Here is a 14,672-nt window from a genome sequence, read left to right on the forward strand (position 1 = left end):
GAAAACATGAAAAAGACAGCGCGTTTTTTAGTAATGCTTTTGCTGTTGGTTGTTACCTGTGTGACAGGAATACCGGTAAAAGCAGAAGAAGCAACACCGTCGACAGAAGACAATCTGAATCTGGATGTCATTTATGTCATCGACGGAAGTGGTTCCATGGAGCGGGCAGACCCGGAATACATGGCACCGACTGCCGGAAAGCTCTTTACAGAACTGTGTGCATCCAGTGCAGAGGGCACAAGAGCCGGTTATGTATATTATTCCCATGTTATTCTTGACAGTGTGGGACTTACCGATCTGAGCACCGGAAAAGATACACTCAAAAAAGGCATGGAAGCGATCAAATATGATATCAATAATGATACCGATATCGCACTGGGACTTACAGAAGCCGTAAAACTTCTGAAAGAGGGAAAGGCTTTTAATTCCGGACGAAATCCGATGGTCGTTCTGCTCAGCGACGGAAGAACAGATCTTCCAAAAGGACCACGTACAGTAGAAGAATCCCAGAAAGAACTGAGCAAGACTCTCAAAGAGGCAGTATCTCTGAACCTTCCGGTATATACCATCGGACTGAATTATGATGGTTCTCTGGATTCCGCTACAATGAACGATATTGCCGAGAAGACAGGCGGTAAATTCTATGAAACAAAATCTTCAGATCAGCTGAATGGTATTATTGAAGACATTTATAATGACCACACAAAGGGCGGCAGTGCGGAACTTCCTTCCCAGTATGATTCCAAAACAGGAAGATATACAACAAACTTTACTGTTGACAATGCAAGCGTTTACGCGGCTAATATTGTAATTCTTACAGAAAAAGGTGTGTCAGATCCGAAGATCATCGATCCTTCCGGAAAAGAAGTACCTCAGGATGAAGAACACAATATCACGGTATCTTCTGATAAACGTTATATGACCATTAAGGTTAAGAATCCGCAGAAAGGTGAATGGACTGTAAGTGTGGCAGGCGACGCAAAGGATTCGATCAAGATCAATCTGCTGACCACATTTGATATGAACCTTACTCTGGATGTGGATAAATCTTCACCGAAAACAGGTGATGATATCAATATGACAGCACTTCTGAAATGCGGAGATCAGATAATTTCAGATGATGATCTTCTGTATGGTGCAACTGCTACCTGTATTATCACAGATGCCAGTGGAAAAGAACAGCAGATCCCTATGGATACAGACAGCTACAGGTTCAAATACACCATGAAGGCAGAGAAGCCGGGTGATTATACAGTAAAAGTAGTTCTTAATGGAAGAAATGAAAGTTTCTCAAAAGAAACAACCCCATACAAGATGATCATAAAAAGTACTCCGTTATCTGTAAAAAGCGGAGATGTGAAAAAAGTATCACTGTTGGGAAAACCATTCGGAAAGACCAAGGAAATTCCTCTGGACGAGATCACTACATACGACGCAACATCCAAGATTAACTGTGATATTGAAGAAGACAGTGAAATAAATGCGAAGGTTTCCTTTAATCCAGATACCAAAACATTCCAGATCGTTCCGTTAAAAAATGGTAGTCAGGATGTAAATCTCCGTATTGCGGATGAATATGGACAGAGCGCACGATTTACAATGCGGGTAAACGTAAAATCCGTATGGACGATCGTTATCGGAGTACTGGTATTGATCCTTGCAGTGATCGCTGCAATTTTCTTCATTTTCCGTGCAATGAAACCGAAATTCCGTGATCTGCTCACTATGCAGCTCACATTGCCGCCTGCTCTTCAGAGCCTGACACCAGGCAGCGTATCTATGACTTTGCCGGGCAAAAAATCCGAAGTGCTGTTAGGGACTGTGATCAATGAGGATCAGGTAGCAAGAAATACATATAATGAAGTGTTTATGCGTACAGGCCTTCAGGCTCTGGTACAGAATATCAAGCTGAAAGCATTAAAAGATGGAATTGAAGTCTGTGTGCTTCCAAAGACAACAGGCATGATCCAGATTGATAATCAGAAGATCGACACTGAAAAGGGTGTAAAAAAATCTGTCAGAAAAGGCGACAGAATTTCCATTCAGTATGTCAGCCCATCTGAGCAGGGTGGAAGTGTGCTGACATTGATCGTCGGAAAAGAACAGAAAATGTCCGGATCTATTTATGGATCTGGAGGAAGTGATTTTGATATCAGCCATACTGGCAGTCCATATGGTGGCCAGAGAGGAAATGGTTTCGGTGGAGGAAACGGTTTCGGAAGTGGAAATGGTTTCGGAGACGGAAACGGTTTCGGAGGCGGAAATGGCTTTGGCGGAGGAAACAGCCAGGGAGGAAATGGCTTCGGAAGCGGAAACGGTTTCGGAGGAGGAAATGACTTCGGCGGAGGAAACAGCCAGGGAGGAAATGGCTTCGGAAGCGGAAACGGTTTCGGAGGAGGAAATGACTTCGGCGGAGGAAACAGCCAGGGAGGAAATGGCTTCGGAAGTGGAAACGGCTTCGGAAACGGAAATGACTTCGGCGGAGGAAACAGCCAGGGAGGAAACAACTTCGGAAGTGGAAATGGTTTCGGAAGCGGAAATGACTTCGGCGGAGGAAACGGCCAGGAAGGAAACGGTTTCGGAGGCGGAAACAACCAGGGAGGAAACGACTTCGGAAGTGGCAGCTTTGGTGGCGACAGCCAGGGAAATACCCAGCCGGGAGGAAACGGAGGATTTAACTTTGGCGGTTCCGGAAGTGACGGAAGCGGAGATGACTTTTTCTGATCGCAGTTATTTTTTATAAACGGTATAAAATAATCCTTAAACGGAGGACATGTTATGGCAAAAGAAAAAAGAACGATCAGCTTACTGGAGCAGGCACTGAGCCTTGGCCAGAATGGCGGTATTTATTACGCAGGCGCACGAGTTGCGCCTGAGGAAAAACAGGCAGTGCTGTTTGTAGGACTTGGAGGAAGTGGTGCGGATGCACTGATCCGCATTAAGGATCAGATCACCAATAGAATGATCCTTCCTACTGATGAAAGTAACACACCTGTTGCGGACACACCGAAAAATATTGGATTTCTGGAAATTGATACCGATAAGAAAACCAAAAATCTTGCATATGGTACCGCACATTTTGACAGACGTGGAACAGAGTTCTGTGATATTTCTGTGGATGCGGTAGACAAGGTTATCGAGAATGTCCTGAAACAGAAAGACAATGGTGTAGAATACTGGCAGTGGTTTGATAAAGATGTAAATGCTATTGCAGGTGCGGATGGTGCAGGTGGAATCCGCCAGATCGGACGTATGCTTCTGGCAAATAACATCTTAAAAGTAGTTGCAGATATTAAGGGCAAGATCAGCAGTCTTATCAGCAATACACAGATCAATGATATCCGAATCATCTTATTCAGCGGTATTTCCGGTGGTACCGGTGCAGGTACATTTCTGGATATGGCCTATATTTTAAGAAAAGTGGCTAAAGAATCCATACCAAATGTAAATATCCTGGGCTATCTGATCATGACAGATGTCAATGAGTTAAATGGTGGTGCAGATACATCTCTGCGTGCAAACGGTTTTGCCTGCCTGAAAGAACTGGATTACTGGATGAACTCCAGTGAGCATATGGAACGTTACCATCAGAAATTTCCTGGCTATGAATTAAATGAATTTGCAGCACCATTTGATTTCTGCCATCTTCTGGATGCTTCAGATATCCACGGTCACCAGTTCAGTTACAAAAAGATCCTGCGTTCTGTTGCGGAGAATATTTTTGCTTACGTTGCGGGAGAAGCCGGTGGCGGTGATGGTGGTAATACCGCAATGACACAGATGTACAATAACATTCAGGGATATATGACCGCACTGGAGACAAGGGCTCCGTATCCGGCATGCTATAAATACCTGTCCGTTGGTGCCGCAAAGATTGAAATTCCTTATACAGAGATTTCAACGTTGGTTGCTGCACGTGTATTTGAACGTCTGGATCAGGGAATGTTCAGAAATCGTCCAACGCAGGAAGAATTTAATGTCACAGTATATCGTGATCTGGAAATGACAGAAGATAATATCCGAAGTCTGCTGTACAGAGAGGTTATTCCGAGACCGGCACTGCAGCAGTTTGACTATAAGGATATCTGGCCAAATAACACACCGTATAATGCCGCTTATAACTGGCTTGCGGATTTTCAGCGTGCGGTAGTAAAACAATCCGGAAATCTTCCAAGCTATCTGGAAGGAAAACTGAAAAATTACATTAAATCAAATCTTCAGAATAAGAAAACAGGTCCTGTATATCTGAGATACTTTGTGAAATCAGAGGAAAGTTATTCTCTCTATCATATGCTGGAAGGATTTAAGAATTACTGCAATGAACTGAAAGGCCAGTGTGCAGGCCAGTCCCAGAGAATGAAGGAAGAAATGCAGCAGATGTATGTCATGGGAACGAATGCGGGATTTGGAAAGAAAAAACAGGCTGCAAAAGATTATCTGGATTCTGTTGAAAGATGGTACAGAAATGAAGAATCTGCATTTTTAAATGAAGAGATCGTAAAAGTTATTGAGATTCTTCAGGGACGGTTGAAATTATACTATGATAATATTCTGAAACCTCTGACAGATACACTGTTTGAGCTTCCAAAGATATTCCATGACAATGTGGAGATCATCAAGGCACAGGAAGCTGTTGTGCAGGAAGATACGGATGTTCTGATCCGCCCATTGCAGTTTGAACATACGAAGCAGATGGAATTCAATGCGGCGGTTCTTGCGGCAGAAAATTCTTTCCTTGGAAGTCTGGCAGAAAATATCCACAAGTGGATCGGCAGAGATATTGACAACGTTGATGAGAACATTGCAGGAACTGTAGATGTTCCAGGATTTATTTCCGGATTTATTTCTGAGCATTTCAGCAAACTTCTTACGATCAACATGGAAAATATTATGTCTACGAAACTGAAATCAGGACAGAGCCTGAACCAATATATCGGTGACTGCATCGATCATCTTCTTGACAAGTCCTATGCCATGTATAAAAAAAGTGCACAGTTTGATGGAAAGACAGATGAATTTTCCATTCTGTCCATTCCAAGTGACTGCCCGGTAATCTATCAGACCGCAGTGGCACATATTAGAGCAAAAAATTTAAGTACAAAAGTCATTATCAAGCAGAGTGATGAGAGAAGCAGATTTTATATTGTCAAGGTTGCCAGCGGATTTCCACTGTATTCCAATGATTTCCTTGAAAAGATGGAAGAGGCATATGAGGAACAGATGCTTGGTAAAGCAGGAATGGGTAAACATCTGATCAGAGAGTGGCGTGATTATCTGCCGTCTCCGTATGTAGAACCTTCCTGGCATGGAATTTATACCTGTGAACGGACCAGAAAAAATAATAAAAAATACAGAGAACTTTTTGATGAAGCAGTAAAGCTGGACCTGATCACAGAACATAATGGAAATATTGTCCTCAAAAAAGCCAATGAAAAAGTTGCCGCATCTGTAAGCAAGGCCAATTTAAATGCGCCGACAATTCTTAAGAAGATCGAGCAGCTGACAAAGATCAAGATGGCAGTATGGGATTCCGGAGAAGAGCTGGTTCTGAAACCATTTGGTACGTATCTGCGCAGCATCGGAAATTCCGAAAACAATCAGGTACAGGGAAATAAGCTGGAAAGAGAAAAAGATAATATCCGTGAAAATATCCTGAGATATCCGCAGGTAATGAGACAGCTGGAACGAGAATGCCAGCTTGCAGAAAAGATCCAGCAGCTGGAAGATGAACTTTATTATCCGAAATATTATGCATACGCAAAAGTAGCTCATATGATCTATGAAAATGAGATCATGGATGTGGTATATAAAAGATCAGACATGGATCCGATGCCGATCACGCTGATGGTTGGACAGGAAATGGCTCCGGACTACCGGGAATATCAGGTGTATCGGAAACTCTGTAAACTTCTGGATAAGAAGATGCGTGCAGAAATTGATACACAGTATACAAATCTGAGAGCGCGTATCAAAGACAGTATGGGACAGAGAGAGGAACATTATAAAGAAATCCGGGAGCAGTATATTCCGGAATATAAGGAACAGGTAGAAACGGTACGTCAGGAACTCTATAATGCAGGACCGGATGAAAAAGCAGAATGTATCAATAAACTGGATTTTTATCAGGGAATCATTGAGGAAATGACCAGAATGCTTCCAATAGACGAGCAGTCAAAGCTGAGTGACCACCATCAGGAGTGGGATCATCATGATATTCATCGGACAGAAGAACAGCAGCCTGTAAATCATCAGGCAGAGCCGCCGAGATATCTGGATCCAACAACCTATCAGCCGATCGCACAGCCACAGCCAGGCCAGCTTGTTTTTGATACGAAGGTGCGCCAGCAGGTTATGTATCAGCCGGAAGTGCCGAGATATCTGGACCCGATGACCTATCAGCCGATCGCACAGCCGCAGCCGGGCCAGCTTGTTTTTGATACGAAGATGCGCCAGCAGGTTATGTATCAGCCGGAAGTGCCGAGATATCTGGATCCGATGACCTATCAGCCGATCGCACAGCCGCAGCCAGGTCAGCAGGTTTTTGATACAAAAATGCAGCAGATGATCGTATATTATCCTGCAGGAGCCGGAATGCCGGGAAGCCAGCCAGGCTATCCGGGAGGAAACGGAATGCCAGGAATGCCGGGAGGTCAGCCAGGTTATCCAGGAGGAACCGGAATGCCGGGAATGCCAGGAAGCCAGCCAGGCTATCCGGGAGGAAATGGAATGCCAGGAATGCCGGGAAGCCAGACAGGCTATCCGGGAGGAAACGGAATGCCAGGAATGCCGGGAGGCCAGCCAGGCTATCCGTGAGGAACCGGAATGCCAGGAATGCCGGGAGGTCAGCCAGGTTATCCAGGAGGAACCGGAATGTCAGGAATGCCGGGAAGTCAGCCGGGCTATCCTCAGGGAGGAACCGGAATGCCAGGAAGCCAGCCGGTTTCTCAGCCGGGAGATGCCGGAATGCCATCATGGGGAAATCCTTCCGGGGAAGATCCAAATAATAATATCTGAGAAGAGAAAGGAGATCCGGCTTAGGCCGGATTTCCTTGAAATATAACATAAGTGGGAGGAGACTTGAATGGAAGAAAGTCTGTATCAGGCAGAAAAAAATACAGAAGTGATCGAAAAAAAACTGGAGAGTATTCTTAATGATGCAGAAGAACAGAAAACTTTTAACAGCCAGAACTTTGTATCTCTGAAAACACTGGTGTTTATCTGGGTGATAGGAAGCGAGACAAGCTGCAGAAAAGCAGAGCTGCTTTTTAAAGAGGAAATAAAAAAGATCGTATCGGATATCAGAACTGTCCAGATCATCAGTGACTGGGAAAGAACAACAGGAGAAGAGGCATTTCATGCTTTTGCAGGCAGGATCAATCAGGCATCGCAGGATTATCTGGATGTCCGATTTGACAAAATCCTGATATGTCCGGTATTTCTTATGGACTGTCTGTGTCAGAGAGAAGATGAACAGAGAGTGGCGGATTCCTGGATCATGATGCAGATAGAAATGAGAAAACGCCAGATTTCTGTGGAATGGCATCCGTTTCTGATGGTGGAAAGTTATAATGTAGATCTCACAAAATATAAAGTACAGATGCTGCGCCGCCAAATGGACCGGATCATGGAAAATGGCCGCAAAAATTATCTGGAATGCTGCTGTCCATGCTGCGTACTTTCTGATGTCAATGAGAACGGACATAAGATCAATCTGGAACAGAAGATCAAAACGATAATCATGCTTATGATATTTCAGGATACAGACTGTGAAGATAAAGAAAAAACCCAGGGTGTTCTTCTTCCGGTCAGGAGTAATGAAAAAGAATATTTTTTTACGGCAAGAGCCATTTCTGTATGTGAACCGGTAAAATCTCTTACACTGAATCGCTTACTGGCAGTACATGAATATTATAAAAGTGCCGGCAGAAGGCGGACTACAGCATTTGATAAAATGAAGTACGAGTATTTTGAAAGTGCATCCTGGAAAAAGCGAATGGAAAAAATACCTCATGGACCAGATGGAAAAATATGTACATCACCAATATACAGTGTGATTCCTGGCAATGATATGCAGAAACTGGAAAAACGGCTGAAAAAGTTTGCCAACGATTATTATCTTCATCCCATTAAGGCTACAGCAGAGGTGGTACAGGAATGGTGGGATTCGTTTGTTGATGAATATCTGCTGGAACTCAATGGGGCAGTAAATCATCTTGGCATTCTGGAAGAAAGATCACAGAAGATCCTGGAAAACAGTCCGTTGATTGATGTACGTCAGGGGATGTTTTATCCGGACATGAGACAGTCCTGTGAACAGTGGCTTGCAGGAGAGATCCGTCAGGCTCCAAGGAAGATCATTGCAGAAGGACTGGCGCCGGAGAAAGAAAACATGAAAAGGTTCCGCCAGAAAAAGAAAGTGCTGGATGATGTCTTTCAATCTATGGAGCAGGCTGTCAGCAACCAGGAAAAAAGACTGGGACAGACAGAACTTCTTTTTAACACCGGCGGAGGATTTGTGGCAGATGCACAGGAAGAAGCCAGACGATGGATGGAAGAATATAATAATAATCATCCCCATGAAGTGATCCATATATTTCATAAATATCAGAAGATCATAGCAGGCTTTTTTAAGGATCATGAAAAAGATCAGAAAAACAGAACCGGAAATGATCTGCTGGAGATCTGTAACCGGATCGTTGCGGGAAGTCTTGAAAACCGTGAAGAATATATGAAGGTACGCCTGACAAATCTTGTACAGGGAGATTCCACACAGTTTTTTAAAAAACTGGAAGAGAACTGGAAATTTCCTGTGAGACTTATCGGAGGATTTCAGGCAAGCAGTCATCAGACATTATTTGTGATGGGAAATGAAGAAAATCTCCTGTGCCGCTGTCTGCGGAATCAGCCCACTTATGATATCAGTTTTAAAGGCTGCCCTCAGGATGACCGTATCGAGATCGTCCGTATTTCCGGGCGTTTTGCAGAGAACCGCATATACTCTGAGTAACAAAGGAGAAAGTAATGGTAATAGCATTAAAAGACTTAAAAGGAAGACAGATGGATTATGGCCGGTTCCGCTTCTCATGGACAATATCTGAAAATGAAGAAAATGCATATTTCGTGTGGATTTATAAAGAGAATGTGAGTATTCCGGTAATGATCAGTTATTCGCAGTGCATCAATCATTGCATGGAAGTCTCTTTTCAGTCGGATAATCTGGATATGGAAAGTATCAACAGTACACGTTTTCTTATATTTGTGACAGACTCCAGAAGAGAACTTTCCGGAAGAGAGATCATGGCACTTGCGTCACAGGAACAGTATCTTATAAATGTATACTGTGGAATTGCCACAGTGAAATGGAACTGGGTTTGTACAAATGCAGGGCACACTTTACTGCTTCAGAGTGACAAAGAAATCCCGGAGGGACTATTGTATTATGAATATTTCTGGGGAGGAACGATCCTGAGATTTGAAATTCCAAATGAGATCCGCGCGGGAATCAATGAATACAGAAATCTTTATTTCCCGGAACTGCCGGGATTGCCACAGGTGCAGACAAAAGAAAAAAATATAAAACTGAGTGGAGAAGCGATTCAGATACCACGTTCGAAACAGGACACAGGAGGAAAATTTTCACTGTTTTCGATTTTTCATAAAAAATAAAAGGAGCAGGAGGCAGATATGAGTTATTATCCGATAAAATGTATACAGTGCCTGCGTCCCATCAGAGAAGCAGAACGATGCGTGAAGCTTACGAAGGATGAGATCAGGTCAGATAATTTTGAGGGAATCCGGCAGTCTGATGATATTCAGCTTAATGACAGAAAATCTGGAGCAAATAAATTTGTGCTGAAAGAGAAGCATATTGAAATTCAGTACAAAAGTCTTGCACAGCTTCGAAGTGAGAGCGTGATCACAAATGAAGAGGTGTATCCGGTAACCATTTCTCCGGAGTATGCAGTCAGTGATGAGTGCAGAAATACAGAACTGGTGCAGGCTGTAGAGGTGAAAGATCTGGAGATCGGTGAGGAAAAGGTAAGTGGAATCGTGAGAAAGTTCTACTGTCCGCATTGTCATTCACAGTTGATCCCTCAGGCAGGAAAAATGCCGATGTACCTGGTGAGCCTTATGGGACCCAGCTCCGCAGGAAAAACAGTATATCTTACAGTTTTACACATGATGTTGAGCGGAGGAAATTTTGGACTTCCGCAGGGCTTTGTTCATTTTGAGACTCTGGGAGTTACAGGAAGGGAATATGAACAGTTTGCTTCACACATAAGAAGAGAGAACAGACTTCCGGCGACAACACAGGAGGACAGAAAAACTCCGTATCTTCTTCAGGCAGATTATACCGCAATGCCAGGATCTGCACAGTCTAATAAGAAATGTATTCTGGGTCTGATTGATATGCGAGGCGAGATGTTCAACGGAGAACGAAATGAGGATCTTTCCAATATCAATGTTCCCCAGTTTAAGGAGTCGGATGGATTTATCATGATGGTTGATCCGGAGACTCTGGAGGGTGTGTACAATCGGCTTCCGGAACAGTATATGAACCGTGATATCGATCAGCTGGAAGAAGCGATTTCCGGCATGAAAACATCAATCCTGGATTGTGTTACCGGAGATATGGGACAGATTCAGAGGCCAAGTGTTGTTGCACTGACCAAAACTGATCTTCTGTACAAAAATTACCAGCAGCTGGGAATTCCGCTGAATCAGCCAGTGATCGCACCGAGATTTCAGATGATTCCGGATTCCAATCTGGAGGATACTTATTTTAATCCTATGAATCAGTCTACCAGAGCGTGTATCCAGTATCTTTCCAGAGGATTATCAAATTTCCTGGATCAGACATTTTTCAGTCCATATTATATTTCTGTATCCGCTCTGGGAGCAGCTGTAAAGGTAAGCGGAGATAATCTTGATAATTTCCGTCTGATCCATCCGATCCGTGTGGAAGAACCGTTGCTTTATCTTCTGATGAGACTGAATTTTGTACCTCCTTTCTTCAGAGGAGAATTTTATGATGCACCACAGAGGGTGGTTAATGAATGGGGAAGAAATTTTGCGGAAAACTGGGATGAGCAGATTCCGGAACCGCCAAAAAAACATTCCTGGTTTCATAGACGTTAGGAGGAAACAGCATGATAGGACAACATATATATTCCCGATGTACAGAAGGATATTTTTCACGTTCCGGTTCAAAGGGAGACAGTACGACAGTCACCATCAGCAGAGATATGTTTGCCAGAGAAGATCAGGCGAAGCTTGTAGCCAGAGAATGTGAAGCAGTAGGAACACTGGAGGATATCCGGCCTGTTCCTTCGGAGATCACCGGAACATATCGAGGCGTTCTGAAGATCAAGAGGCTGAATCAGCAGCTTACAGTAGTAAGTCGTGCATACAGACTGAAAGCAGAAGGAAATATGTCCGGTGAAAGAAGTTCCGGCGAGTTCCGTGATTTTACATACAGCAGCAGTTACATTCTGGCAGAGGAAGATAAGGGACGCTTTTTACGAGAACCGGAATATGCACTCAATCTGCAGAATTTTGAACCTTATCCATCGGTACAGGCGCGAATTGAAGAGTCAAAAAGAAATGGTGCCCGTGGGCGTATCGAAGCAAATCCGGAGTATTCCCTGTTTAAAAATCCACAGAAAAAAACGGAAATTTCTGTTTTTGAACGTGCAGGTTTTACACAGGAACTTTTTATTGATTATATCAGCAGCATTGTCCAGAGAGTTGGATATATGGATTACAGGGGCCATGAGAATGACAAAGTTCTGGTTGTACTGCCAGATCAGTTCCGCCCTGCATGGAATGCAGCCGGTGGAAATGGTTATGCTGAGCAGATCATTGCGGCAACTTTGAAAGTTCTGCCGGATTTCATCAGTCAGAATATCAGTGCAGTATCCTGCGGAGGAGCAAATCCGGAGGCTTCTGTCCTGAAGGGGTATCAGCTGATATTTATGGAAAGTGGATTTGCAAAAGAATGGGTAAACAGTGAATATTCTATCATTGACCTTCAGAACAAAAAAAGTTATGTGAGTGGAGATCTGGATACATCCTATGGCAGATTCATATGGGATACCCTGCAGAAGGAAGAAGAAAAAGCGGAATTTAACAGGCAATACATTCAGTTTTTCGGACAGGAACGGGTTTATGAAAATGCGAATACACCGGAAATGTTTAACCTTATATTTGGACTGAATGATAATCGGAAGCAGAATTTTGCAGACAAAAGATCCAGAGAACAGCTTATACTTGGAGTATCCTACTATATAGCAGGATACTGGACAGAATATGCTGCATCGATATTCAGGGAAATGCTCAGCTGCGAAGCACAGGACCCGGGATATTCGGATAACATAAAGAAGGATCTCATAGAACTGGTCCAGCAGAATATCTATCCTGAAAACTGTCAGGATGAGATCATGGTATGCCTGATACAGGATCTGGCATCTGACCAGACAGATGAAGTTCTTGCACAGCTTCTGAGGGAGCTTCTTGAGAGCGAAAATGCTCTGGCAGAAGAGAAATTCCTGGATTTTCTGAAGAATGTCAGAGAGCAGACAGAGGCAGAATGGTACAAAAAAGATTTCCTCAGAACGTTTTTGATCGAAATATGTGAAGATGATCAGATTTCCCATTCCAGTCCGGTGAAAGCAAATATTTTTTCACTGTTGAAGGACTGGTACAGAAAGTGTGTGAGCACAGATGAATGGGAGTATACTTCACAGCTGATGGGAGCATTAAGCCGTCCGTTAAATTATTCTGAGATCACAGATGAAAACATGGAAGAAATTTATGGAAATCTGTTTTTTCAGCTGTTTTATGGAAACGGCAATCTGCGTAAACAGGCGCATGGTCTTTTAAGCCAGGAAGAGAAGAAACTGAAAAAAACTCCAGGACAGGAACACAGATCCGATGTGCTGTGGAATTGTTTTAAAGAGCAGTGCAGTTCAAAAGAAACGGTTCTGAATACAGAAGCAGTATGGCACCTGATCTATTTTGCCACATTCAGAGACCGACAGTTCCTGAACGTAGAATGGAGACCTCTGTTTGAATACATCGTTGCGGAGCTGGGAGAAAAATGCGAGGCAATGGTATTCCATGAAACAGGAAAGTATTTGCACGAATGGCTGATGCATGTGCCGGCAAAAAAGGCGATCATACAGGAAGCGATTTGTGTATCGGAATGTGCAAAAATCTATAATTGCCGGAAACCAGGCGGATATTCGGATATGGAAGAGATCCAGCAGGCACTTTCTGATCTGGCAGATTGTCCGGAACCTTATGTATCCATGATTCTGTACGAGTTATATGCGCATGCGGAAGATGACAGAAAGGGACTCCTTCTGGAACAGCTGACAGTAGAACAGCGATGGGCGATCATTACAGAGTGGTTTATCCATGGTGGACAGGAAATGGTTCTTTCCGAATATGTCCTTGCCAATCTGGATCAGACAGCAGTATTTTTAAGCGGTGTGAAAGAAAATCAGTGGCTGAATGAACAGACATACAGTGTGATCGTAAATGCATATTTCAATATGCTGAGACATCAGTGCCAAAAAAAGCAGGGAAATAATGAACTTGCTGCCTGGTGTGAAGTATTTCAGGATGAGGTTTTAAATTATAAGAAGATATTTGGTGAGAATTCAGGAATTGAGCGGAAGCTGAAGAATAAATTTTTATCTCTGATCGCAAAGATGAATGCAATACAGGTGTTCGGATTAAATGCAGCGCAGGTTGGCTTCCTTAAAAATATGATCCAGGAATGTGATCGCCGGAAGATTTTCTCGAAAGACTGGAAGCGTCTTAATGTTCTGTGGTGCATTTATTACAGTCAGGATATGGAAAATCTGGAAAAAATGCAGAATATAATCCTGAAAAGCCAGGATATCTCAGCGTATCTGACGCCAGTTGATGAAAGACTTAAGAGAGAAGAACGGCCAGAGTATCGTTACTTTTTTGCCCTGCTCCAGGAGCAGCTGATCATGATGATGGAAGGAAAAAAAGACTTTAATCTGGAGAATGTGCTGCGGAAGATTTATGGTACAGAGTATACGCCTGTCCAGGCTGTTCGTGTAGCTCTGGAATTACTGCTTTATACAGAAAGGCTTCAGCTTTTTGAAGCAGATGCCATAAGAAATGCAGCCGGCAATGGAATTTTACGTCTGGCAGCAAGAGAACCCGAAGCTTTTGCAAACAATGATGTTGCGGCATCTTACCAGCTTTTGAAGGAGGATACTGCCAGAGAACTTAATCTTGGAAGATTTTTGAACCGTCTTGACGATGAGTGGAAGAGTATTTACTGCAAGAGATACGGTGGAAGAGTGTCCAGGAGAGAGTACCGGGAATCTTATGACAGACCGGAGCAGAGAAGACCATATCCGGGTTCGGCAAGGACACGGTATGAGCTCGATGAAGATGAAGAAATGGATGAAGAGGATGAGAGTTCACCGATAATTCTGATCATAGCGGCTGTAGTCGCACTTCTGGTCGGCGTTGCCATATCTCTGGTACTTTGTCTTCTGGTTCCTGACAAGATTACCATGGCTATCAGTATTGGACTGATCCTGGTTGGAATCACAGGTGATATTGTTATCATTATCCATAACATTATTGCGTTAAAAAGAAGAGAGAGATAAAGAACTGTATATTCG

Annotated in this window: 7 protein-coding genes; all 7 read left to right on the forward strand. The window is 43.4% G+C overall.

The window, feature by feature from the left end:
* Positions 1 to 6 precede the first annotated feature (6 nt).
* The gene (locus AC04Q6_RS02300; RefSeq protein WP_476389501.1) at positions 7 to 2,724 is read left to right on the forward strand and encodes a VWA domain-containing protein; all 2,718 of its coding nucleotides are present in this window, start codon (positions 7 to 9) and stop codon (positions 2,722 to 2,724) included.
* A 54-nt stretch (positions 2,725 to 2,778) separates the two neighbouring features.
* Positions 2,779 to 6,813, forward strand: a complete 4,035-nt coding sequence (locus AC04Q6_RS02305; protein WP_476389502.1) for a tubulin-like doman-containing protein — start codon at positions 2,779 to 2,781, stop codon at positions 6,811 to 6,813.
* Positions 6,814 to 6,822: 9 nt separating this feature from the next.
* Positions 6,823 to 7,014, forward strand: a complete 192-nt coding sequence (locus AC04Q6_RS02310) for a hypothetical protein (RefSeq protein WP_476389503.1) — start codon at positions 6,823 to 6,825, stop codon at positions 7,012 to 7,014.
* 67 nt (positions 7,015 to 7,081) lie between these two features.
* Positions 7,082 to 9,007, forward strand: a complete 1,926-nt coding sequence (locus AC04Q6_RS02315) for a hypothetical protein (RefSeq protein WP_476389504.1) — start codon at positions 7,082 to 7,084, stop codon at positions 9,005 to 9,007.
* 14 nt (positions 9,008 to 9,021) lie between these two features.
* Complete coding sequence (locus AC04Q6_RS02320; RefSeq protein ID WP_118063510.1) at positions 9,022 to 9,666, forward strand: hypothetical protein; 645 nt, start codon at positions 9,022 to 9,024, stop codon at positions 9,664 to 9,666.
* A gap of 18 nt (positions 9,667 to 9,684) precedes the next feature.
* Positions 9,685 to 11,139 (forward strand): TRAFAC clade GTPase domain-containing protein, encoded by a 1,455-nt coding sequence (locus tag AC04Q6_RS02325; protein ID WP_021977295.1) that lies wholly within the window; start codon positions 9,685 to 9,687, stop codon positions 11,137 to 11,139.
* 11 nt (positions 11,140 to 11,150) lie between these two features.
* Complete coding sequence (locus AC04Q6_RS02330; RefSeq protein ID WP_119247924.1) at positions 11,151 to 14,657, forward strand: hypothetical protein; 3,507 nt, start codon at positions 11,151 to 11,153, stop codon at positions 14,655 to 14,657.
* Positions 14,658 to 14,672 lie beyond the last annotated feature (15 nt).

It is taken from the genome of Blautia sp. HA9023, assembly GCF_056504095.1.